The sequence below is a fragment of the Polynucleobacter sp. AP-Titi-500A-B4 genome, from assembly GCF_018688095.1.
Lineage (GTDB): Bacteria > Pseudomonadota > Gammaproteobacteria > Burkholderiales > Burkholderiaceae > Polynucleobacter.
In genome coordinates, this window is the sequence record NZ_CP061311.1 from 1116716 (window position 1) to 1140495 (window position 23780).

Here is a 23780-nt window from a genome sequence, read left to right on the forward strand (position 1 = left end):
AACTCCTAAATTACAAAGGTACTTTGGTCAACATGTCACGGTCAGTCACACCAGCTGCTACTTCACGCAAAGCAACAACAGTAGCTTTATCTCTGGACTCAACACGTGGGGAGTGACCTTGAACCAATTGACGTGCACGATAAGTTGCAGCCAACACTAGTTCAAAACGATTAGGGATGGTTTTAAGGCAATCTTCTACAGTAATTCGGGCCATGCTGAACTCACTTAATTTAGCTTCAATACCTATAGGATAACTGATTAGACCCCGAGGCGCCTTAAAAGGGCTGGATTTCGGGCCATGCTGGGCCCAGAACGCAGACGGCTGGAGGCCAAAATATGCTTTAGGTCGACTAGGGCCTGGTCGAAGGAGTCATTAACCACAATGTAATCCGCCTCGTGGGCATGCATCAGCTCCACATGCGCTGCGGCTAAACGCCTCTGAATCGTTGCCTCATCATCCTGCCCTCTTTTACGCAAGCGCTCTTCTAACGCTTCAATTGAAGGCGGAAAAATAAAGATCCACTGTACCGACGGAATCAGTTTTCGAATTTGCTGAGCACCCTGCCAATCGATCTCCAACATCACATCACTGCCAGCTCGCATCTGAGATTCAATCCAGGGTTTTGAAGTCCCATAAAAATGTCCATGCACTTCTGCCCACTCTAAAAAGTGACCTTGGTCTCTCTCGGCGATAAATGCATCTTTAGAAACAAAGCGGTAATCCTTGCCATCCACTTCACCTGGTCTTGGTGAACGGGTGGTAGTTGATAAAGATAATGTGAGACCTGCATCATCTTTTAAAAGCGCATTGACTAAAGATGATTTGCCCGCTCCGGATGGAGCAACAATCATCAGCATGCTGCCTTGATAAGAAGGGGGTGCGCTTGGGCTAGTCATCGCTTAATTGTACGGATTCTAAATGGCAAATGAGCAATCTATTATCACTCTAGATTTTGTACCTGTTCACGCATTTGCTCAATCAGCAATTTAAGCTCTAAAGCTGCCTGAGTGCACTCCTCTGAAACAGACTTAGAGCTTAAGGTATTAGCCTCACGATTAAGCTCTTGCATCAGGAAGTCTAAACGCTTGCCTACTGGTCCTTTACCAGCTAAGGCGGCGTCTACTGCCTGGAGGTGGGTCTTTAAGCGAGCAAACTCTTCGGCCACATCAATACGCACTGCATAAAGAACGACTTCTTGGCGGATACGCTCCATTAACTCTGTTCCAGATTTTGCTTGTTCTTGTGCAGCCAAAGCTTCTGAAAGTCGTTCGGTTAGTTTTGCTTGATACTGTGCTACATACTCTGGGACCTTAGGCTCGATCACTTTAACAATGTCACGCATCTTGCTAGTAATGCTGGTAAGGACATCAACTAAGGCGCTACCTTCAGCATGACGACTGTCCATGAGAGCGGCCAAGGCTGCTCGCCCTGCCTCTACCGTTGCTGTAATCCATCCTTCTTCTTCACCTCTGGGTTCAGAAACGATTCCTGGCCAACGAAGAACTTCAGCAATACTGAGCTCTTGCGCTTTCGGAAAGGCCTCTTGGGCTTTTTCTTGGAGGGTATAAAGCGCATCTAACCGATCTTTATTAATTGCACCCAGAGCGTGGGGGTTGCTCTTAGCAGCCCCTGCAGCGCCGCTATTAACCCTCCATGCTGCCCGAAACTCTACTTTGCCTCGAGATAGACTTTGAGTGGTCATTTCTCGCAAGGCAGGCTCGGCCCCACGACATTCGTCCGGCAGGCGAAAGCCCAAATCCAGAAAGCGGCTATTTACAGCCCGACATTCCACCTGCAGATCAGCTACAACGCCAGCCCCTAGGGAGACTTGGCGAGAAGCGCTGCCATAACCAGTCATGCTCGATATCATATGGACATTGTAGATTCTTTATAGCCACTTCAGGACAAACCCATGAGCAGCCCAAATTTAGCGAATATTTCTCGCCCCAGCGGTCGTAAGCCAAAAGACTTGCGCCCTGTCACGATCTCCCGAAGCTTTACCAAGCATGCAGAAGGTTCTGTATTGATTGCCTTTGGCGATACCAAGGTGCTCTGCACTGCCAGCATCCTCGATAAAGTGCCACCTCATAAGCGCGGCTCTGGTGAAGGTTGGGTTACTGCGGAATACGGCATGTTGCCCCGCTCCACTCATACCCGTAGCGATCGTGAAGCAGCACGCGGCAAACAATCAGGTCGTACTCAAGAAATTCAACGCCTCATTGGACGCGCCATGCGCAGCGTCTTTAATTTAGAAATTTTGGGTGAGCGCACAATTCATTTAGATTGCGATGTCCTGCAAGCTGATGGTGGCACACGCACTGCTTCAATTACTGGTGCTTATGTTGCGGCCCGTGATGCAGTTAATCAACTGCTAAAAAGTGGTGCACTAACTCAAGATCCAATCATCGATAGTGTTGCCGCTATTTCGGTTGGTATCTATCAAGGTGTTCCAGTTCTCGATTTAGATTACCCAGAGGACTCTTCTTGCGATACTGATATGAATGTGGTCATGACTGGTAAGAGTGGCATGATCGAAGTGCAAGGAACCGCTGAAGGCGCTGCATTCTCGAGAAGCGAGTTAACTGCACTCTTAGATCTGGCCGAACAAGGCATTCAAGAGCTTACCCAGTTGCAGATAGATGCATTGAAATAAGCAATACTGATTTTTAATTATGCAAAAGCTGGTTCTCGCTTCTAATAATGCTGGCAAGGTTCGAGAGTTTCAGGCGCTCTTAGCGCCCTTAAACTTTCAAGTGATTCCTCAAGGTGAGTTAGGCATTCCTTCCGCAGATGAACCTCACCACACTTTTATAGAGAATGCACTTGCTAAAGCACGCCACGCCAGTGCTGCTTGCGGACTACCAGCTTTAGCAGATGACTCTGGCATTTGTGCACACGCATTAAATGGTCAGCCTGGTGTTTTATCTGCACGTTATGCTGGTGAGCCTGCCAATGATGTTGCCAATAATCAAAAGCTGATTACAGCACTCAAAGGGAAAAATAATCGCGGCGCACATTATGTTTGTGCATTAGTCTTTGTAAATAGTGCTAATGACCCAGAGCCCGTCATCGTGCAAACCCGTTGGTATGGTACTTTTATTGATGATGCAAAGGGTTCTCACGGCTTTGGTTATGACCCCCACTTCTTTTTGCCAGAATTAGGCCTTACCGCTGCAGAGTTAGCCCCCGAAAAGAAGAATGCCATCAGCCATCGCGGACAAGCCTTACGTGAGCTCATTACACAATTGCAGTCGCGTGCCTAAGCTACAAGCAAATGCTGTTGTATTAACAGCTCTACCCCCTCTAGCGCTCTACATTCACTTCCCTTGGTGTGAAAAGAAATGTCCTTACTGTGATTTCAATTCACATCAGATTAAAGATGGTTCCGGCGCTGATGGTAAATCTGGCTTTGATGAAAAACGTTATATCAAAGCCTTAATTACTGATTTAGAAACCGAGCTACCCAACATTTGGGGCAGACAAGTACACAGCATTTTTATTGGGGGAGGAACTCCAAGCCTGCTGTCACCCGAAGGCATGGATGAGTTGCTTTCAGCGGTACGCGCTCGAGTTAATCTTGAGCCGGACGCTGAGATCACGATGGAAGCCAATCCAGGCTCTATTGAGGCCGATAAGTTTGCCGCCTTTGCCCAGTGCGGCATTAACCGAGTGTCTATTGGTGTTCAGAGCTTTCAGGATGAGCAACTTAAGGCTTTGGGACGTGTTCACAATGGTCAGGAAGCGAAGCGGGCCATTCAGATTGCATTAGATCACTTCAAATCAGTGAATTTAGATCTGATGTACGGACTACCAAACCAAAGTCTTGAAGCGGCAAAGCAGGATGTAGAAACTGCCCTGTCATTTAAGACGCCCCACCTGTCTTTTTACAATCTCACACTGGAGCCCAATACTTACTTTGCTAGCTTTCCGCCTAAGCTTCCAAGTGAAGATGAAATCGATGCTATCTTTGAACAGAATCTTGATCTCTTGACTAAAGCTGGCTATCAACGCTATGAAGTATCTGCGTATGCTAAGAAGGATCAGGAATGCAAACACAATCTGAACTACTGGCGCTTTGGCGACTACATTGGTATTGGCGCAGGAGCGCATGGCAAAGTCTCTTTCCCGGGAAAGATTACTCGTCAAGTTCGTGAACGTCATCCAGAAACCTATATGTCGTCTATGGAAAGCAAAGGTAATGCCTTAATCGAGTCAAGAGAGATCGATACCAAAGATCTTCCGTTTGAATTCATGCTCAATGCCCTGCGACTAAGTGATGGCGTAGATACCAATACCTTTAGCGAGCGTACTGGCTTACCTCTAAGCGTGATTAGCAAGGGATTGGGTGAAGCCTCCAAGAAAGGCTTGTTAGACGAAAACCCCAGCAAGCTCAAACCTACTGAATTAGGCCTACGCTATCTAAATAATCTGCAAGAGATGTTTTTGGATTGAGTTTATTTGCCTGTCCAAACTGGTGGCTCGCCTTTTAAGAATGAAGCCACACCGTTTTTAAAATCCTCACTTCCGTAGGTTTCACGGATGAGGTCTTGGCAATCTGGGAGTTGATTTGCAATGATCCTGGCCATCGCCAGCTTGCTTGCTTTTTGGGTAATCGGCGCCAGTTTGGATAAGCGTTCAGCCAAGGCATCCGCTTCTTTACCAAGCTGATCTGCATCATGGGTTGCCAGTAAGTAACCCTGAGCATGCAACTCTTTTGCCGAAATCATTTCCGCCAAGAGAAGCATACGCCGAACAATATTCATACCCATATGAGCAGCCAACCAGGCGATATTGCCAGGGTAAAGGCAATTACCAAGGGTTCTGGCAATCGGCACACCGAACTTTGCGTCCGGCGTAGCGATCCTAAAATCACAGCAAGTCGCAATCGCTAGGCCACCGCCAACTGCCATGCCATCGATGACTGCAATGGTAGGCATTGGAAGTGATGCTAAGGGGTTTAAATAATCATGTATCGCCTCTTCATAGCGCACACCATCTTCACCATCCTTAAAACTAGTGAATTGGGCGATGTCACTACCTGAGACAAAAGATTTGCCGCCTGCCCCTCGAAAGATTGCAACGCGGATCGCTGGGTTCTTGGCAATATCTAAGCAAATTGACTTAAGACTTTCATACATGCCAACCGTCATCGCATTGCGAGCCGCAACATGATCAAAGGTTACATAGGCAATATTGCCTTGCAATTCAAATGTGACTTGCGCAACTTTATCTTGCGTCTCTTGTTCTGTCATGAGTACCAATTATTCAGCTTTGATATTGAGACTCTTGACCAAACGCTGGTACTTTGCCAACTCAGCAGTTAAGAAGAGGCTAAATGCAGCTGGGGTTGCAGGGCCTTCAGGTTGTAGACCTTGTGAGTCTAGTGTTTTCTTAATTTGTGGATCAGCCATGGCAGCTTTAACAGCTTGATCGATCTTATTCACTACTGCAGGATCCATACCCTTAGGACCCATGATTGAGTACCAATTGGTTACATCAAAACCGACAATGCCAACTTCGTTAAAGGTAGGAACGTTCGGCAGAATCGACAAACGCTTGGGCGTTGAAATAGCCAAAGCTTTCAAGCCACCTTCTTTAATCTGCTGAAGGTTTGGCGGCAAAGTATCAAAGTTCATAGTGATTTGACCACCAAGCAAATCGATGATGGCTTGACCACTACCTTTGTATGGAACATGGTTAATTTGAATACCCGCAATCTTGCCAAACAATGCGCCTGCCAAATGTTGGGTACTGCCAATACCAGATGAGCCGTAAGTCATTTGTCCTGGATTGGCTTTTGCTAATGAGATCAATTGTGCAACTGAGTTCACTGGCAATGAAGCTTTAACTACGAGGACGTTTGGCACATAACCAAGATAAGTAATCGGCGTGAAATCTGTTGCAGGGTTGTATGGCACATTAGTCAATACAAATGGTGCAATCGCATTGGAATTGGAGTGCCCAACGAGCAAGGTATAGCCGTCAGGATTAGATTTTGCAATCTGATCTGCAGCAATGGTTCCAGCTGCACCCGACTTGTTTTCCACTATCACGCTTTGCCCAAGAATCTCACTCATTTTTGGAGCGATAGCGCGGGCGACAATATCAGTACCGCCACCAGGCGCAAAGCCAACAATTAATCGAATTGGTTTTGCAGGAAAAGCTGGTTGAGCCACAGCAAGCCATGAGGAGGCACCCAGGATAAATGCCAGCAAACTTCGAAGCGCCCAGGATTTCAGCAACATAATGTCTCCAATATTGTTTTAGTTGTGTTTGATACTATTAGAACTTCATTCTAAACATATAAAAACCATCGAGACAATGACGAAAACACCTATGAATGAGGTTTCTAGACCCCTTCCCCTTTTAGGAGTGAGGGTATTGGACGTAAGCCAAGTCATGGCTGGGCCTTACTGCTGCATGCTCTTGGCTGATCTTGGCGCCGATGTCATCAAGATTGAGCCACCGGGCACTGGGGATCAGACTCGAGGTGCCATGGGATTCAAGATGAAGGGTTCAGACAGCATGGGCTTTCTGAATATGAATCGCAACAAGCGCAGTCTTACTCTCAATCTGAAAACAGATGCCGGTAAAAAAGTCTTTTTTGAACTGGTTAAAACTGCAGACATCTTGGTGGAAAACTATCGTCCCGGTGTCATGAAAAAACTAGGTATTGATTACCCTTCACTGCAAAAAATAAACCCAGGCTTGGTCTATGCCAGCATCTCTGGGTTTGGGCAAACAGGTCCTTGGGCAGATCGCCCTGGTTTTGATCTGATGGCACAAGCGATGTCCGGCGTCATGAGTGTGACTGGCTATCCTGACGGACCTCCAGTTAAAGCGGGCGTTCCGGTTGCTGATATTGGTTGCGCCCTCTTTGCTATCTATGGAATTTTGTCTGCCTACATTGGTAAAACTAAAACGGGTGAAGGTCAATTTATTGATGCCTCCTTGTTTGATTCTGCTCTCGCATTTTCAATTTGGGATACCGCGCAATACTGGGGTACGGGTGTTGAGCCCTATAAGCTAGGTACCGCTAATCATATGAGCGCTCCTTATCAAGCCATGAAAGCCTCCGATGGCTACTTTGTGATGGGCGCCACTAATCAAAAACTTTGGAAATTGCTTTGCGAAAAGATTGGCCGTCCAGAACTTACTGAAGATGCGCGCTTTAAAACCAATCCACTGCGTCTTGCTAATCGCCTTGAACTGGCAACCGAGCTAGAGAAAACCTTTATTACTAAAACTAGTGAAGAATGGGTAACCGCTTTATTAGCCGCAGGTATTCCAGCCGGCCCAATCAATACCTATCCAGAAGCTTTTGATAGCGAGCATGGTCGTCATCGAAATATGCGTATGGAGATTGACCATCCAATTGAAGGCAAAGTACCAAACATTGGCTTTGCCGTGAAGATGATGGGCACCCCTCAACAAGTTCGCAAACATCCACCTTTATTGGGTGAGCACACAAGTGAGTTATTAGCCGAGCTGGGCATTAAGGGCGATGAACTCAAAGTGCTTGAAGCTGGTGGCGCGTTTAGCCCCTAAGTAATCTATTTAAAAAAATAGGAGGTTAGAATGCAATTTCAAGTAAAGACACTGAGTATATGGGGGATTTGATGAACAGATCTACAGCCAAGCACGCCCTTTTAGAGCTTTTGTGTAGTACTGATAACCTAAACGATATGCAATTTTTGCTTGAGCAAATTTTAACCTCCGCCGAAATAAACGATCTCTTGGATAGGGTCAGGATTTATCAAAATCTAACCTGTACTGAAAACCCCCAAAGGGAATGCGCTAAATTGCTCAACGTGAGCATCTCGAAAGTGACAAGAGGCGCAGCAAATCTTCGCAACCCTAAGGCAAAAAAATATTGGAAATCAAAGTTCGGTGCTACTTAAGGACTTGTTAGCCCCTCTAAATCTTTGATGTACATCATGCATCCTATCAATAGTTTGCTCCAAAGCCTCTAGGGCCTCGAAATCATCTTGTACGCCACCAAGAGCGCCTAAAAAAAGTGGTGGAAAACCCGATCCAGCCATAATCATTTTGTTTAGCATGATATTCAGCATGATTTGTGAATATACGGCTGTATGACCATACCTTCTGCCGACAACAACAATGCTAGCAACCTTATCTTTAAGTGGTCGATCCAAGGGGCGCAGGTAACCATACCCAGCCCTTTCTAAAAAGGCCTGAAATTTACTATTCGTCCCAAACGCATGCATCACCGGCATATAAATAATTCCATCAGCAGCCTGCATATCTGACAAGATACTTGGCAAATCATCAGGCACACCACAGGGCGATAATTGGCAATGATTATCGGCATCGCAATATTCAATATGACGATCGGCAAGGTGAATGAAATTTCCAAATAAACCTTTAAGCCTAAATCGATGCTTCAATATGCAGCAGATCTGACTACTTAAACCATTCTTTCGTGAAGATCCAACCAATACACATACTTTCATTGAAACTACCCCAGCAAGGAAATTGAATTTCGTTGAACAAACTAAGTTTGGCCTGTCGAGATAAGCCTGCCTTGTAATGCTGATTGCCTTACTAGAAGCCGCTATGCATAAGTATCAATAAAATTTTGAAGAATCTGTAGGCCAAAGTCTGTCCCGATACTTTCAGGGTGAAACTGAATACCTTCTATATCTAAGAAGGCATGTCGAATACCCATTACATAGGAGTCATCATCAGATCTTGCCGAGATGAGAATATCCTTGGGAAGATTTTCTTCTGAAACAACAATAGAGTGATAACGCATAGCGAGAATCTTCTGGCTAGGTAAGGATTTGAAGCATCCTTGTTCATCATGGGAAATCCAACTTCTTTTTCCATGCATCAGGTGCTTTGCATACTCAATCTTGCAGCCATAATGTAGCCCAATCGCCTGATGCCCCAAGCAAACCCCCAGAACCGGTATGCGTCCCGCATTCAGATGCAGTAAGCGGCCATAACCAGAATCTGCTGGATGACCAGGGCCAGGACCAAGCAATAGATAATCCCCGGAAGAATTCTGAACCGCGTCTACTAACTGGGTATCGTCCTTACGATATAAGCTTATCGAGCAACCTAATTTCTGCAAATAAGCAACTAATATATGGACAAAGCTATCGTACGCGTCTACAACAATTACATGACGTGACATGAAATTTCCTCATCGGTAATCGCTTTAAATACAGAGCCCATCTTGTGGAGGGTTTCAGCATATTCATTTTCGACAAGCGAGTCTGCAACCATTCCTGCAGATGCCCGCAATGTATATGTGCCATCGCATTCAAAAGCCGTTCTAATACAGAGTGCAGTATTGATGAAATTGACCCCCAAACCAATCATACCTAGCGCGCCAGCATAAAGTCCTCTAGAGCTATCCTCGATTTCGCTAATTAACTCAATGGCACGAATTTTTGGGGTACCAGTCATCGTGCCAGCGGGAAATGCAGCTTGGATCACATCATATTTATCGGCAGTTACGCTAATCGAAGATTTGGTAGTAGACACCAGGTGATACACATGAGAATATTCCTCAACAGACATTAAATGAGGAACCTGTAAGCTGTCAGGCATTCCCACCTTACAAAGATCATTTCGGCACAAATCTACTAACATCATGTGCTCTGCGATCTCCTTAGGATTTTTATCAAACTCCTCTATAGCGGCCTCTTTTGTGCGAATCGATGATTTGGCAAGTGTTCCGGCGATAGGCCTAATAAGGACCTCCCCGTTCTTCATGTAGACAAATGATTCAGGGCTTGCGCCAATAATCTTAAAACACCCATAGTCAAATAGGTACATATAAGGTGAAGGGTTTAACAATCGCATTCTTGCATAGACGTCAATCGCTGAAATATCGGATTGAATCGAAACCTTTTGACCAATTTGAATTTGATACACATCACCAATACCAATATGTCCCAATGCCCGCTTAGCCTTCTTTAGATACTCGTCTTTTTGTGTTTCTTTTTCTATTGAAAATCCAGGCTGGTGATTTATTTTCAAAGGCAATTCATTAGATTTCAAATGGCATGCAATCCTAGAATAAGGAATCGCTTCAACACCTGTAAAACCGTATTCATAAAATTGAACCTTATCTTCCGAAAACTCTAAATAATTTGCATAGCAGATTATTTGTATATCTGGAGCATCCCCCTTCTTGTAACCAGAAATCGTTTCAATAAAATAAATAGTGTTGTAAGAAAAGATAGAAAACGCATACACCCCTCCATCTATCTCCTTGAATTGAAAATCAAGCAATCTCAAAAAATCCCACACAGACCTACGATCAGTAAGTCTATATTGCAATGCATTTTCTTCTGACTCGAGTAAATATGAATCTCTATAAATACGCCTTATCTTTGCTAGGATCTGAGGATTCCCCCTGATGATGATGATTTGATCGGTGACATTAATCTCCAATACGCGATTGATCCCAATTAGAGATCTCCTCGAATCGATAGCGCTAGGGCCAAGAGACTCTAGCAACATTAATTCCTTGCTATCGAACTCATTGAGTAAATTTCGGTAGATTTGAAATGCCAATGAACGGAATCCATCTACGCCAAGCTCAAACTCACTGAAATCGAGCTCCTTTATATGTTTGTATATGATCATGCTTTTTAATTGTATTGATGTACCATTACAACAATACATTTGTTTTAAAAATTAATCAAGCAGCAAGAGTGGAAACAATCAAAGGAATACGCTGAAAGAAAAGAAAGATGGAACTTAGCAGGAAGTGCTAAGTTCCCTTATAAAAAGCAGGGGATTAATTCTGGTTTTGCAAACCTACATTAACTTTTTAGACGATCTACTCACCAGCAGTAATGGCCACCTCTTGTGCCGCGAATGGATCTTTTGCAGGAGTCGCTGGCTTAAGCACAGCCTTTCCTTTTGTTCCAGGCATGAGTTCAAAGTCAGGCACAAAGACAGTCAATGTACTTCTGAGCTGATCAAATGGCTTGCGATCACCATCAAACTTCACCTTGCCTTCAGCCAAGAGTTTGTCAAATGTAGTTTGACCACCCATTACCTGCTCAAGATCGCTACGATTTAACGTAATTGTCAGATTTGGGTTTTTTGCCTGCTGGCCTTTGATGTTCGTCAAGGCAGAGTTACTCATCTCGATGACAAACTTCTCACCATTGTCTGGTGTAGAAAGATTGACCACAAAATTCATACCCGCCGCTTTCTTACTATCCATGCTGATAGCTAATGCATTGAGCCAAAGTTCAGTCGTCATGCCTTTAATCATGTCTGGGCCGTTGGACTTTGGAGAAGCACCACTTGGCATGCCATGACGAAGTTCATAAGCAGCGCCCAAGAAGCTATTGCGCATACTTGGGCTCTCTTTTTGATAACCGATTTGCTCAAAGATGTCCGCCAATAAATCTTTTGCAGTTGCATTGCTTGGCTGCGCATAGACTAATTTATTCACAATCTCCATTGCTTCACGATATTTGCCCTGCTTATAGAGCTCTTTACCCTTGGCCATAATCTTGGCAGAGCCGCCCATCATCTCGACATAAAGAGGTGCTGAGTCTCTTGGCGATAGCGGCGCCAAGGTTGCAGGGTTCGCATCCCAATAGCCGAGATAGCGGTTAATGACGGCGCGGCTGTTGTGCTCTTCAGAGCCATGGTAGCTATGCGCTGCCCACTGCTTCTTGAGGCTCTCAGGCTGCTTATAAACGTTTTGAATCTCATTAATAGTTACACCGTTGTTCGCTAAATGCAGAACTTCATTATGAAGATGAGCATAGCTATCGCGCTGAGTACGCATTACTTCCTGTATACGCTCATTACCCCAACGTGGCCAGCTATGTGAAGCAAACATCACCTCACTTTCATTGCCGTAACGATATAAAGCATTGTTAATATTCTTGGACCATGCCAGTGAATCGCGTACTAAGGCGCCACGTAGTGTGTAGATATTGTGAATCGTACCAGTAATATTTTCCGCCGCCCAGAATGCTTTAAATTGCGGGAAGTAAGTGTTCATCTCAGCAGGAGCTTCAGTTCCGGGGGTATTTTGGAACTCCATCTCTACGCCATCAACTGTCATTTTTTCATAGGGCTGGTTGATATAGACGTTTGGCTCTATCATTCCTAAGTTACCCGCAGCTGTATTTTTACCAATCGATTGATCCACGTGACCAAATGGGCTACGGGGTAATAGAACGCCATATTGGAAGTACATTCTGCGCGTCATCGCGTTACCGGCATACACATTCTCGGCAATTGCATGATCCATAAAGCCTGCCGGGGCAATGATCTTGACCTTGCCGCTCTTAACGTCCGCCTCATCAACTACGCCACGCACACCGCCAAAATGGTCTCCATGCGAATGTGAATACACCACTGCCACTACCGGGCGCTTGCCGAGCTTTTCATTTACGAGCTCAAGCGCTGCGCGAGCTGTTTCTTTTGCAGTTAATGGATCAAACACAATCCATCCAGAATTTGTTTTGATAAAGCTAATATTGGCCAAGTCAAAGCCACGAACTTGATAGATCTTTCCTGGCACCACTTCATAGAGTCCATAACCCATATTGAGGATGGCTTGGCGCTGCAACGAAGGATGGACACTATCAAAGTCCTTGCCTTGCAAGAGGAATTCATAACTACCCATGTCCCACGCCACATTGCCCGCATCGGCCATGATGGTTTTATATGAAGGTGCAGCAATAAAGCCTTTTTTAGACTCCTCAAAATCGCGCTTATCTTCAAATGGCAATGTCTTGCGTAAACCATTCTGGAGCTCCACCGTAAAACTAGATGGCGCCTTACCCTTGATATCAAAGTGTTTGCCCTGCATTGCGCCTGGATCAGCAATAACACCGCCCCCACCAGCAGCCATTAGAAGTCCAGAAGAAAGCAATGAAGCCGCCAGCGCAATTTGAGTAAGCTTGATATTCATCTACATATTCCTAAAAAAAGTACCTAATACTTTGGATGATAGGTTTGGATGCTTCTATGGCAATTAGCTTAAGAGCTAATAAATGGTAGCAGCTCCAGATTAAAACTAGATTGCTTTAGATTGAATGGGAAGCTCAATGATGAATCTTGCACCACTTAGCAAATTAGGCTCGTAACGAATGGTTCCGCCATGGCGCATCACGATGTGCTTGCATAACCAAAGCCCTAAACCCATACCCTTCTTCTGACTATCAACCAATAATTCAAATAAATTGGCTTGAGCCTGCAGGGGAACGCCGTCACCATTGTCAGCAATCGACAATTCCACGCCAGACCCGGTGAAGCGCCCTTCAATCACAATTTCTTTATCGGCCTGTTTAGAGCTTGCTAATGCCTGAATAGCATTATTGAGTAAATTCAACAACACTTGCTGAATCTCGCTACGATTTGTTTGCACAATGAGGTTTGATGGAAGCGATTGTCTCACTTTGATTTGCTTTGAAACAATCTCTGGCCTTGCAATACTGAGCACATCATTACTTAATTGACTTAAGCCCACGTCGGCGCTTTCAATGCGCTCGTCTGCAAAAACTGATCTTAGGGTGCGAATAATATTAGCAGCTCGCTCATTATCTAAAAGTAAGGTATTTAAAACTTCTTGCTGGAGCTTGGGGTCCATCTGACCATCAGATAATTTCTTTTGCAAAAACTGAATATTTAAGCTACTTGCCCCTAGCGGCTGATTTAATTCATGGGCAATAGAGGCTGACAAAGCCCCGGTGGCCGCCGTCTTGTTGGCTTTTAACAATGAATTAATGAGATTTTCACGCTCTTGGAGTAGCGCTCTAATCTCTTGGTTCTCCGTTTTGGATTGGGCATTGCTAACTGCTATACGCTCTGCCCAATAACCGCCAATGGCAATGTAGGATAAGGTATTCATGACCAATTGCGTAATCGTAAAGAGAATCAATACCTGGGGAATTTGTTCTACTTCACGTATGGTCAGCGAGGAAATAATCAGAATGGCTATTCGACCAATTGCAAAAAACATTTCTGCCGAACTGGCATATTGCAGGTACAGCAGTTGGCGCGACGGCGATTCTTTGCGTTTTGCTTTTAATTCAATGATTTGCCAGGAATAAAGAATGCTGGTGAGAATGCAAAAGAATACGGTACGAATTTCAAAATTACCATGTATTCGCATGAGTTCAAAAACAATCAAGAAAATTGCCGCGGAACATAAAAAGATTATTTTTATCTTTTTAGAAATCTCTTGATTTAAAGACCTGCAGAACAGTCCCTGTAAAAGAGTTGCAATATAAAAGAAGAAATTTGCAATGGTGAAAGTAAATTCTGGTTTTGCAACATCAGAGATAGTGAGAACGCCCGCCCCAAAGATAATGAGAGCAAAAATGCTGGCCAATAAAGACACCATCCAATATGGGCTTGGCCTAACTGAACTCTGGGATCGATAATAGTGATAAACGCCCAGAAATAAGCCCGTCTGAATGATGGCTAGAATAAAAAAGTACAGGGCAATCAAGAGCTTCATTCCCACTATCGTACATCGAGGCAGATGATTGGCTAAAATTCATGCCAATGTTTTTTTATTTAGCCCGACTTCTCTTTTCTTGCGCAGTGCTGATGAGCATTGCCCTGGGAGAGGCTTATGCCCAATCCGCCCTCTACAACGCTGCAAATAATTACCTCAAGAAAAGAGCGGATGCCTTTATGACCATTACGGGCTATTCCTTAACGCCCGATGTCACCACTGGATCTCTCTCCATCCGCAATAACGGCGGAGATAACTCTGATTTGCAAATGATCTCCTTAGGTGGTGGCGACCGCATAAGCGCCAATTTCCCCCTTTACCTTGAGGGAACCATGGCAATCAATCGATACAACCCAAACTTTACTGACGGCATTGGAAATAGCTCGGTTACCGTACCCGTCCACTGGAATAGTGTCACCGGTACGGGTGGTATTGGCTGGGACTTCCCAATTACAAGTGAATTGCGTTTTAGGCCTATTGCCAACGTGATGCTAGGTCACTTAGAGAGTGATATATCGATTGCCTCACGAGTGCTGCAAAATCGCACCGGCGTTGATATGCAATTTTTGAATGGTGGTCGCATGAACTCATACGGCCTTGGTGGTTCGGTCATGCTGGATTATGAAAACTACAAGCCTGATCAAGAAATTGATATTGAATTGCGCTATACCAATATTCCAGTGCAAACATTTGATACATCTACAGCAGTTAAAGGATCCGCAGATTCTCAAAGTGCTGCAATCTGGGCTCGCAGTCGCGTTCCAACGCCAATCACTCTTTTGGATAGGCCATTAAGAACGGTGTTTGAATTAGCTCACACAGAATTTCTGGGGGATCTTCGTGGTGCACTAGGCTTTAATTCACTCTCATCTGTCGGCACTGGCATTGAGTTGGATCGAAGTGCATCTGATCCGATATTTAACAGAATTCGCGTAGTGTTCCGCTACCAATTTGGTCAAAACGTACATGGCACCTCTATCGGTTTAGCGGCAAGCTTCTAATAAAAAACCACCCGTAGGTGGTTAGTAAAATTTGGCGGAAGAGGTGAGATTCGAACTCACGGAGGACTTTCATCCTCGCCAGTTTTCAAGACTGGTGCATTCAACCGCTCTGCCACTCTTCCTTTGCGATTTCAGCCCTAGATTATAAGGAATTTTTGATTTGCCCTTCTAAATGCTTAGCAATCGCAAGGCTAGAGGTGAGCCCAGGGGACTCAAAGCCATATAGGTTGTAGAGCCCATGTAGGCCATGCTCTCTAGGACCATTGAAGCAAAAGTCGCCTGCCGGTGCATTGGGTGGGACGATTTTCGCTCTCACCCCTGAATAGTCAGGCTGAAGAGCGTTGTCTTTGAGGCCAGGCCAGTAGCGCCTCACGGCCTCATAAAAACCCTCTCCACGCTTTGGATTGACGGTGTAATCAATTTGCTCTTCTGCCTCAATATCCAACCACTCCACATCAGGACCAAATTTAGCCTGACCACCCATATCTAAAGTGAGATGTACACCTAAACCACCCGGCTCCGGAATGGGATAAATCAAATGTGTAAATGGCGATTTACCTGACAGAGAAAAGTAATTACCTTTTGCAAAATACGCTTTGGGTATTTGATCTTTTTTTAGTCCCTCAATTTTTTGCGCAATTGCTGGCGCACTCATGCCAGCGCAATTGATTAGAAGTTTTGTTTGGATTTGCATACCATCGACACCGCCAATTACTAATTGATATCCACCTTCCGCGTTATTGCCAATTGGTTTCGCACTGATTAATGGTGATTGATAAGCTACCATGCCGCCCGCATCCTCAAAGCCTCCGAGCAGCGAGAGCATATAACCATGACTATCGATAATGCCAGTAGTCGACGAGAGAATCGCGGCCACACACTTCAGGTTTGGCTCTAAGGTTTTGGCCTCATCACCAGAAATCATCTTGATCTCTGGTACGCCATTGTTTTGTGCTTTATAGAGAATCGCCTGGAGATCATCGATTTGGGTTTCATCGCTAGCCACGATGAGCTTGCCATAGGGCTGAGTGGCAACTTGATGGCTACGGCAATATTCGTAGAGCAATCGATTACCTTCGACGCAAAGCTTGGCCTTAAGAGAATCCTTAGGGTAGTAAATGCCGGCATGAATCACTTCGCTATTGCGAGCGCTGCTGATGGTGCCAAATGCACTTTCACGCTCGAGCAAAATCGTCTCGCGACCCTGGAGCGCCATCTCGCGAGCGACTGCTAGACCGACTACTCCGGCACCCACCACAACACAATCCACCTGCTCCATCTATCTCCGCCTGTATTTAATTAGTCTATTTATGGCCAATTGATGACACTCAATATACCGAAATCCTAACATTTTCAGTGTTTTAGGTGATTTTGGGTCCCTTCTTGATAAAATCAAGAAATGTCTTTAAAGCCAGATTCGAACAACCTGCAAAGCACCCAAAACCTCCATGGTGACATGCCTAATGGAGCTCACTCTGCAGTCGATGTAGTTTTAGATACCGCCTATCAAGGCATGAATCAGACTGACTGGACTAAGTTATTTAATACGGCACGCAAGTCAAAGCTACCAGAATTTATCTCCGATATGTTTGCTGGTAAACATATTAATCAGAGTGAAGATCGTCCTGCCCTCCATTCAGCACTGCGCAATCTTTCTAAGTCACCTGTCATTTTAGATGGTCAAGATGTGATGCCTGCAGTGACCGATGTATGGCGCCGTATTGAAGCGCTTTGTAATAAATGGATTGGTGTGACCGATGTCATCCATATTGGCATTGGCGGGTCAGACTTTGGCCCACGCTTAGCCATTGAAGCCCTAGCTCATGTTCCCGACATTGAGAGTCGCGGCATGCGCATGCATTTTTTGGCTAACATCGATACCGCTGAATTAGCCCGCATTCTGGATCGCGCGCAACCTAATAGCACGAGAGTGGTAATTGTTTCTAAATCTTTTACCACCTTAGAAACCACCATGAATGCCAAGGCAGTCGTCGCTTGGCTTAAAGCGAATGATTGCACTAAGGGACAAATTGCAAAAGCCTTATTTGCTGTAACAGCTAATGTGCCAGCAGCGCTTGAGTTTGGCGTTGAAGAGGATCATATCTTCCCATTCTGGGATTGGGTAGGCGGTCGTTACTCGGTTTGGTCTGCGGTAGGCTTGCCAATTGCCCTGCAATACGGCTTTAAGACCTTTGAGGAATTTTTAGCTGGCGCTCATGCCATGGATTTGCATTTTAAGAATGCGCCCCTTGAGAACAATCTGCCCGTCATCATGGCACTAGCTTTGCTCCATCAACAAGAAAAACATGGCATCAAAGCTTATGCAGCTATTCCGTATGCGGATGCACTAGATTGGTTTCCAAAATGGTTACAACAACTCGATATGGAAAGTAATGGCAAGAGTATTGGTAAAAATGGTAAGCCAGTTAAGCATTCCTCTCCTGTTGTTTTTGGTAGCGCAGGTAGCAATGCTCAGCATTCCTATTTCCAGCTATTCCATCAAGGCCCAGAAATCATTCCAATTGATTTCATCGCAGTCAGAAAGCCGATGAGTGAACGCCCCGAGGCGGTGGCACATCACCGCATTTTGCTATCGAATTGCCTAGCTCAAGCCCAGGCATTGGCTCACGGTAAAGCAGATAGCAACCCAAACAATGTCTATCCAGGCAAACGCCCAAGTAGCCTATTACTCCTGCCCGAACTCAATGCTTTCTATTTGGGTGCATTGCTCGCACTTTATGAAAACCGTGCGGCTGCACTTGGTGCTTTGTGGAATATCAATAGCTTTGATCAGCCTGGCGTTGAGTACGGCAAGGTGCTCGCTAAACCGATTGAGAAAGCCCTCGCTAGTGGCTCCGATCACGTTGTTGCGGATGACAGCGTTGATTCAATTACTGCGGCACGTATTAATTTTCTGAATTCTTAATTTCTTGAGCGCCCTGCGCTTCCTTTAATTTAAAGGTGTTTCATGCAACTCTCTCCATCTATTTTTAAGGCTTATGACATTCGCGGCATTATTGATGAGACTTTAGATCCATCGATTGCTCAGTTGATTGGCCAAGCTTTTGGCACCGAGATGCGTGAACTGGGAGAAACTGAAATCGTCATTGGTCGTGATGGCCGCCTCTCAGGCCCAAGCTTGATTGAGGATTTGACTGATGGATTGCTCTCTACTGGTATTAACGTCATTGACCTAGGTATGGTTGCTACACCCATGGTTTATTTTGGAGCAAATCAAGTGCTAGATGGCAAGAAGCCAAAGTCCGGCATCATGATTACAGGTAGCCACAACCCCCCCAATTACAACGGTTTCAAGATGGTTCTGGGGGGTGCTGCCATTTACGGTGAGCAGATTCAGGCACTGCGTCAGCGTATTGAAGCCAAGCAATTTGCTATTGGTCAAGGAAGTCGCTCAACCTTTGATATCTTCCCGATGTATCTCAAGCATATTGTTGGGGATGTGAAACTTGCTCGCCCAATGAAGATTGCAGTTGATTGCGGAAATGGTGTTGGTGGCGCTTTTGCTGGTCAGTTATTCAGAGAGCTTGGCTGCGAAGTGCAAGAACTCTTTTGCGAGGTTGATGGTCATTTTCCGAATCACCATCCAGATCCTGCTCATATTGAGAACTTACAAGATCTCATCAAGAACCTACAGACCACTGATAATGAACTCGGCCTTGCCTTTGATGGTGACGCTGACCGTTTGGGCGTGGTGACTAAGGATGGTCAGGTCATTTTCCCTGATCGTCAAATGATGTTGTTTGCCAAAGATGTTCTCTCCCGCAATCCTGGAGGCCAGATTATTTATGACGTGAAGTGCACTCGTAACTTGGCTACTTGGGTTAAACAACATGGTGGTGAGCCTTTGATGTGGAAAACGGGTCACTCTTTAGTCAAAGCAAAGCTTAAAGAAAATGGCGCTCCTCTTGCCGGTGAAATGTCGGGTCACATCTTTTTTAAGGATCGTTGGTTTGGCTTTGATGATGGCCTATATACCGGTGCGCGTTTATTAGAGATTCTTTCCAAAGAGAAAGATCCCAATAAGACATTAAATGACTTACCAAATGCTATTTGCACCCCTGAATTACAACTGGCATGTGCTGAAGGTGAGCCATTTGCTTTGCTAGAAACGATAAAAGCTAACGCCAAGTTCCCGACTTCAGAATCCATTAACACGATCGATGGTGTTCGTGTGGAATACAAAGATGGATTTGGCTTGGCCAGACCATCCAATACCACCCCTGTGGTGGTGATGCGCTTTGAAGCTGACAGCGAAGAAGCTATTAGACGTATTCAGGCGGAGTTTAAGGCGGTGTTGTTGGCTGCTAAGCCTGGTGCGAAATTACCGTTTTAAACCAACTACAAGTACTAATGGAAGTTGTAACTGGCAGTCACCCAGCCTCTTGGTTGTGTAGTGCTGCCATCGGTATTAACAGGCTGACCATATTGGCTGTATAAGGGATTCTTACCCAACATCCATGCAACTGATGCGCCGATATTCCAGCCTTCATAATCCCATTTCAAACCTAAGCCGGCACCCATTAAAGAGTAAGTATTATTTGCGTTGGTTAAACCTTGCCAGTCTGGGTAAGTAAATTTGTACTGCTGTACGATGCCGCCATCAAAGAAAGCGGAGGCGGTTAGTTTTGGCTCTAACTGATGACGCGCTTCCATAGTGAAGAGCCCGGCCTGCGATCCGCCAGATTGAGCAACTGGATAGGCACGCACACCATAAGGTCCGCCCAAATAAAACTGCTCAGCAGAATTGAGATTAGTTGATGCAAATTGACCTGAGAGCGCTGTGTACAGGGTAGTTGCACCATCAGCAACCAATAGTTGATTACGGTTTGCTGAAAAAGTGAGTTTACTAAAGTTAGCGGGTGTGATTGGCTGGTAAACCGTTGGGCTAGATCCTGGTACTGAGTACATGCTGTAAGTCGATGGGCTAGTGTCCATCATATAAAGATGGCCTAAGACCATCGTTACTGATCCACTAGATACAGCGCCATAACCAATGCTATCTACAAAATTTCCCGACATCCCTGCTGATAGATTATTAATGTTGTAAGCACTAACAATCGTATTGCTTAATGTGTTGCGGTTGTTGTAGCTCTTCACGTCATAGTTCAGATTGGCATTAAGATTGCCGCCCTGTGAACGAATCAAAGGATATGCAGCACTTAAGCCAGTAGTCCAGGCATCGCCTGCACCACCAGTTGAGACATAGTTACTCACGTTCTTGTATTGCAAATAGGTTCCCGCAAGACCAAGTCTCAGACCATCATTAGACCCCGGCAACGAAACTGCACCTTGTAGGTACTGTGAGCCTGCAGAAGTAATACCATTCAAAGAGGCGGAGTCGCCAATGCCTAATGGGCCGTTTAAGCTCAAAGCAACAACGCCTTGATTTGCTCCAGTGGTTCGGCTTCCGTAGTTATTTGCCTCAACCCTACCCTGAACCAAGCTAGGCTGCGTAAGCTGCAGGCGCAGATTAGTGTCACCCTGTTTATCGCCTGGCTCCAATTGACTCGAAACCATGACACCTGGAGTTTCATTCAAGATGATGATGGCACGCTCTACAGCATCCAAATTGAGTGGATTACCTACTGGATTTGCATAAATAATATAAGCAGCTGCTCGCTCTTTACTAAAACGAGTGGGTCCTTGAGGATTCTCAACTTCAACTTTGCCAAGCTTTGCCTCGGTAATTAAAATCTTCACCACACCATCAGCAATCTTTTGTGGCGGCAGAATCGCTTGCACTGTGAAGCCCTTGCTGCGATAGAAGTTCTGAATCGCATCACAGGCTCTTTGCAAATCATCAAAGCTTACAGGCACACCAACCCAAGAACGGATAGCCAATTGCACTTCTGCCTCAGGAAGAATATTGACGCCCTCCAAGACAAATGACTTCACCGTAAAACGCAACTCGCCTTCTTTCGGTTTGCTTGGTTGAGCTGGAGCAGCTCTCCCAGGTTCTGGAAGCGCAAGTGGCGACGGTAACGGTAATTGCTGCTCTAAACCTTGTTGTAAAGCGCCGGCATCCACTTGGGCAAAAGCCTGTCCTGTAGCCAGCGTGGCAATTGTCGTTAAAGCTAATAATGATTTTTGGAATTTGGTGGGGTGGGTCATGTAAATCAAAACAAGCTAAGTGCTTGATAATTAATGTTTAAATTATATCGTTTATAGGGATTTGTCCGATAAATGCCATGATTAATAGTCGCCAACAATCATTTACCTCAATTCAGGTGAAAATAGCCTCTCTCGTTTAAGATTTCTTATGAATTCCACTGTTAGCGCCCCAATTGCCTTTGACTACCCGCAGCAAGACTCTGCTGGGGTTACCTGCACCGCCCAAGCCTGGGCCAAAGTCCCACCGCACCTCGCTGGACCCCAGAAGGATGCTGTCATTGCCCGCATTAAGCAGCTTTTAGTAGAAAAAGATGCTGCGCTTATCGCTCACTATTACGTGGATGGCGATATTCAAGACTTAGCCATGGAGACTGGTGGCTATGTAGCTGACTCTTTAGAGATGGCGCGCTTTGGTAAAAATCATCCTGCCAAAAATTTAGTTGTTGCTGGTGTTCGTTTCATGGGTGAAACTGCCAAGATTCTCAGTCCTGAAAAACGTATCTTCATGCCTGACTTAGATGCAACCTGTTCTTTAGATTTGGGTTGCGATGCTGCTGACTTTGCGAAGTTTCGTGTGGCACATCCCGATCGAGTTGTGGTGGTGTATGCCAATACAAGTGCGGCCGTAAAAGCTCAAGCTGATTGGATGGTGACTAGCTCATGCGCTCTAGCCATCGTGCATCAACTCAAAGTTGAAGGTAAAAAAATCTTATGGGCACCTGATCGTCATCTTGGTAGATATATTCAAGAACAAACGGGCGCTGATATGTTGTTATGGAATGGTGCCTGCATCGTTCATGATGAATTTAAGGCTGCTGAACTCGAGATTCTGAAGGCTGCTCATCCTAAGGCCATGATTCTGGTACACCCTGAATCACCTCAAGCTGTAGTAGATCTAGCAGATGTCGTTGGCTCTACGTCAGCCATGATTAAGGCTGTAGTGGATGGCGCCGCTACTGAATACATCGTCGCAACCGATAAGGGCATCTTGCATCGCATGCGTCAGCTAGCTCCCAACAAGAAATTGATTGAGGCCCCAACTGCTGGTAACAGTGCTACCTGCAAGAGCTGTGCCCATTGCCCTTGGATGGCCATGAATGGTCTGCAAGGAATCTTGGATTGCCTAGAAAACGCCTCTGGTGAAATCTTCATCGATGAACCGATTCGGGTTCAAGCATTAGGTTGTATTGAACGCATGCTCGACTTCACCAAAAATCATCCCGATCTTCTTGCTAAAGCACAGCATGGCTTTGTGAAGAATATTGGCGCCGCTTAGTTTAGTTTTTTTCTTTTTAGATAGATATTGTTTTTCATGTTTGATTACAACGAAACCTTAGAGCAAGCACGCCAACGCAATATTCATGATGCCCTCATGGAAGATATTGGCAAGGGTGACTGGACTGCCAAGTTAGTTCCTAGAAAATCTGTGCATGCTCAACTTATTGTGCGTCAGGAAGCTGTGCTCTGTGGTGTTGATTGGTTTGAAGGTACTCTGAAGAAATTAGATCCTCATGCTAAAGTCACCTGGAGTTACATCGAAGGTAACTTGATGAAGCCAGATACCAAGGTATGCGACATTCAAGCAGACTCACAAGCCCTCCTCTCTGCAGAGCGCACCTGTATTAACTTCTTACAAACCTTATCTTGGACTGCCAGCATTACACGCCAACACGTTGATGCCATTGCCGGGGCAAGCCCCAATCCTAAAGGTTGCGCAGTATTAGATACTCGCAAAACAATTCCAGGTTTACGCCAGGCACAAAAATATGCAGTGCGAGTTGGCAATGGTCAGAACCAGCGTCTTGCTCTATGGCACGGCATCCTGATTAAAGAAAATCACATTGCAGCGGCAGGCAGCGTTACTGCTGCACTTCAGAATGCACAAGCACTGAATGCAGGAGTGGATATTCAGATTGAAGTTGAGAACTTCGCTGAATTGGAAGAAGCGTTAGCTGCTGGCGCCAAGAGCATCTTGATTGATAACTTTAATACCGATCAAATGAAACAAGCTGTAGCCATTACTGCTGGCCGTGCATTACTAGAAGCCTCTGGTGGCATTAATTTAGATCAGATGCGTGCGATTGCCGCTACAGGTGTGGATCGTATCTCACTGGGCAAGCTAACCAAGGATGTGAATTCCATTGATTTCTCAATGAGAATTCTGGGTTAA

At 45.3% G+C, this 23780-nt stretch carries 22 protein-coding genes and 1 tRNA gene; 10 read left to right on the forward strand and 13 right to left on the reverse strand.

Annotated features, from left to right (window positions below; all coding sequences use genetic code 11):
• Positions 1 to 10 precede the first annotated feature (10 nt).
• The 3 genes from rpoZ to FD968_RS05785 are packed head-to-tail and all read right to left on the reverse strand — an operon-like array spanning position 11 to position 1871.
• Positions 11 to 214 (reverse strand): DNA-directed RNA polymerase subunit omega, encoded by a 204-nt coding sequence (rpoZ, locus tag FD968_RS05775; protein WP_011902918.1) that lies wholly within the window; start codon positions 212 to 214, stop codon positions 11 to 13.
• 44 nt (positions 215 to 258) lie between these two features.
• Positions 259 to 897 carry a guanylate kinase gene (gene gmk / locus FD968_RS05780; RefSeq protein ID WP_215364539.1) on the reverse strand — a complete coding sequence of 213 codons (639 nt, stop codon included), beginning with the start codon at positions 895 to 897 and terminating at the stop codon, positions 259 to 261.
• A 44-nt stretch (positions 898 to 941) separates the two neighbouring features.
• On the reverse strand, positions 942 to 1871 hold the full coding sequence (locus tag FD968_RS05785) for a YicC/YloC family endoribonuclease (protein ID WP_215364541.1): 930 nt from the start codon (positions 1869 to 1871) through the stop codon (positions 942 to 944).
• Positions 1872 to 1913: 42 nt separating this feature from the next.
• Between FD968_RS05785 and rph the strand changes: the two genes are divergently transcribed.
• From rph to hemW, 3 genes are read left to right on the forward strand one after another with little or no spacing between them, the layout of a single operon-like run.
• On the forward strand, positions 1914 to 2654 hold the full coding sequence (rph, locus tag FD968_RS05790) for a ribonuclease PH (RefSeq protein WP_215364542.1): 741 nt from the start codon (positions 1914 to 1916) through the stop codon (positions 2652 to 2654).
• 19 nt (positions 2655 to 2673) lie between these two features.
• The gene (gene rdgB / locus FD968_RS05795; protein ID WP_215364544.1) at positions 2674 to 3264 is read left to right on the forward strand and encodes an RdgB/HAM1 family non-canonical purine NTP pyrophosphatase; all 591 of its coding nucleotides are present in this window, start codon (positions 2674 to 2676) and stop codon (positions 3262 to 3264) included.
• The gene (hemW, locus tag FD968_RS05800; RefSeq protein ID WP_215364546.1) at positions 3200 to 4453 is read left to right on the forward strand and encodes a radical SAM family heme chaperone HemW; all 1254 of its coding nucleotides are present in this window, start codon (positions 3200 to 3202) and stop codon (positions 4451 to 4453) included. The genes rdgB and hemW overlap by 65 nt, the downstream gene beginning before the upstream one ends.
• 2 nt (positions 4454 to 4455) lie before the next feature.
• On the opposite strand, the gene FD968_RS05805 is transcribed toward hemW, so the two are convergent.
• Both FD968_RS05805 and FD968_RS05810 read right to left on the reverse strand, forming a co-directional pair.
• Positions 4456 to 5253, reverse strand: coding sequence for an enoyl-CoA hydratase/isomerase family protein (locus tag FD968_RS05805; protein WP_215364547.1), 798 nt, complete (start codon positions 5251 to 5253; stop codon positions 4456 to 4458).
• A gap of 9 nt (positions 5254 to 5262) precedes the next feature.
• Positions 5263 to 6246, reverse strand: a complete 984-nt coding sequence (locus tag FD968_RS05810; protein WP_215364549.1) for a tripartite tricarboxylate transporter substrate binding protein — start codon at positions 6244 to 6246, stop codon at positions 5263 to 5265.
• Between the two features lie 76 nt (positions 6247 to 6322).
• Between FD968_RS05810 and FD968_RS05815 the strand changes: the two genes are divergently transcribed.
• On the forward strand, positions 6323 to 7549 hold the full coding sequence (locus FD968_RS05815; protein WP_215364550.1) for a CaiB/BaiF CoA-transferase family protein: 1227 nt from the start codon (positions 6323 to 6325) through the stop codon (positions 7547 to 7549).
• 137 nt (positions 7550 to 7686) lie between these two features.
• Positions 7687 to 7902: a Trp family transcriptional regulator gene (locus FD968_RS10620; RefSeq protein ID WP_371817758.1), complete on the forward strand. Its 216-nt coding sequence runs from the start codon at positions 7687 to 7689 to the stop codon at positions 7900 to 7902.
• Here the strand turns inward: FD968_RS10620 and FD968_RS05825 are convergent.
• The 5 genes from FD968_RS05825 to FD968_RS05845 all read right to left on the reverse strand — a co-directional run bounded on the left by FD968_RS05825 (position 7882) and on the right by FD968_RS05845 (position 14477).
• On the reverse strand, positions 7882 to 8475 hold the full coding sequence (locus FD968_RS05825; RefSeq protein WP_215364554.1) for a flavodoxin family protein: 594 nt from the start codon (positions 8473 to 8475) through the stop codon (positions 7882 to 7884). The two genes, FD968_RS10620 and FD968_RS05825, sit on opposite strands and share 21 nt — an antisense overlap.
• A 101-nt stretch (positions 8476 to 8576) precedes the next feature.
• Entirely contained in the window at positions 8577 to 9161 is a 585-nt protein-coding gene (locus FD968_RS05830) for an aminodeoxychorismate/anthranilate synthase component II (RefSeq protein ID WP_215364555.1), read from the reverse strand.
• A complete protein-coding gene (locus FD968_RS05835; protein ID WP_215364558.1) occupies positions 9146 to 10624 on the reverse strand; it encodes an anthranilate synthase component I family protein in 1479 nt (492 codons plus the stop codon). The genes FD968_RS05830 and FD968_RS05835 overlap by 16 nt, the downstream gene beginning before the upstream one ends.
• Before the next feature lie 196 nt (positions 10625 to 10820).
• A complete protein-coding gene (locus FD968_RS05840) occupies positions 10821 to 12926 on the reverse strand; it encodes an alkyl/aryl-sulfatase (RefSeq protein ID WP_215364560.1) in 2106 nt (701 codons plus the stop codon).
• A gap of 105 nt (positions 12927 to 13031) precedes the next feature.
• Complete coding sequence (locus tag FD968_RS05845; protein WP_215364562.1) at positions 13032 to 14477, reverse strand: sensor histidine kinase; 1446 nt, start codon at positions 14475 to 14477, stop codon at positions 13032 to 13034.
• A 41-nt stretch (positions 14478 to 14518) separates the two neighbouring features.
• Here FD968_RS05845 and FD968_RS05850 point away from each other — a divergent pair, with 41 nt between their 5' ends.
• The gene (locus FD968_RS05850) at positions 14519 to 15478 is read left to right on the forward strand and encodes a hypothetical protein (RefSeq protein WP_251367506.1); all 960 of its coding nucleotides are present in this window, start codon (positions 14519 to 14521) and stop codon (positions 15476 to 15478) included.
• A gap of 32 nt (positions 15479 to 15510) precedes the next feature.
• Here the strand turns inward: FD968_RS05850 and FD968_RS05855 are convergent.
• Positions 15511 to 15600 (reverse strand) — tRNA-Ser (locus tag FD968_RS05855).
• A 20-nt stretch (positions 15601 to 15620) separates the two neighbouring features.
• The gene (locus FD968_RS05860) at positions 15621 to 16757 is read right to left on the reverse strand and encodes an NAD(P)/FAD-dependent oxidoreductase (RefSeq protein WP_215364564.1); all 1137 of its coding nucleotides are present in this window, start codon (positions 16755 to 16757) and stop codon (positions 15621 to 15623) included.
• A gap of 120 nt (positions 16758 to 16877) precedes the next feature.
• Here FD968_RS05860 and pgi point away from each other — a divergent pair, with 120 nt between their 5' ends.
• Together pgi and FD968_RS05870 are read left to right on the forward strand one after the other, a co-directional pair.
• Entirely contained in the window at positions 16878 to 18404 is a 1527-nt protein-coding gene (gene pgi, locus FD968_RS05865; protein WP_215364566.1) for a glucose-6-phosphate isomerase, read from the forward strand.
• Between the two features lie 42 nt (positions 18405 to 18446).
• A complete protein-coding gene (locus tag FD968_RS05870) occupies positions 18447 to 19832 on the forward strand; it encodes a phosphomannomutase/phosphoglucomutase (RefSeq protein ID WP_215364568.1) in 1386 nt (461 codons plus the stop codon).
• A 14-nt stretch (positions 19833 to 19846) separates the two neighbouring features.
• On the opposite strand, the gene FD968_RS05875 is transcribed toward FD968_RS05870, so the two are convergent.
• Positions 19847 to 21610 carry a ShlB/FhaC/HecB family hemolysin secretion/activation protein gene (locus FD968_RS05875; protein WP_215364570.1) on the reverse strand — a complete coding sequence of 588 codons (1764 nt, stop codon included), beginning with the start codon at positions 21608 to 21610 and terminating at the stop codon, positions 19847 to 19849.
• Positions 21611 to 21758: 148 nt separating this feature from the next.
• On the opposite strand from FD968_RS05875, the gene nadA reads away from it, so the two are divergent.
• Both nadA and nadC read left to right on the forward strand, forming a co-directional pair.
• Positions 21759 to 22886 (forward strand): quinolinate synthase NadA, encoded by a 1128-nt coding sequence (nadA, locus tag FD968_RS05880; RefSeq protein WP_215364572.1) that lies wholly within the window; start codon positions 21759 to 21761, stop codon positions 22884 to 22886.
• A gap of 36 nt (positions 22887 to 22922) precedes the next feature.
• A complete protein-coding gene (gene nadC, locus FD968_RS05885; protein ID WP_215364574.1) occupies positions 22923 to 23780 on the forward strand; it encodes a carboxylating nicotinate-nucleotide diphosphorylase in 858 nt (285 codons plus the stop codon).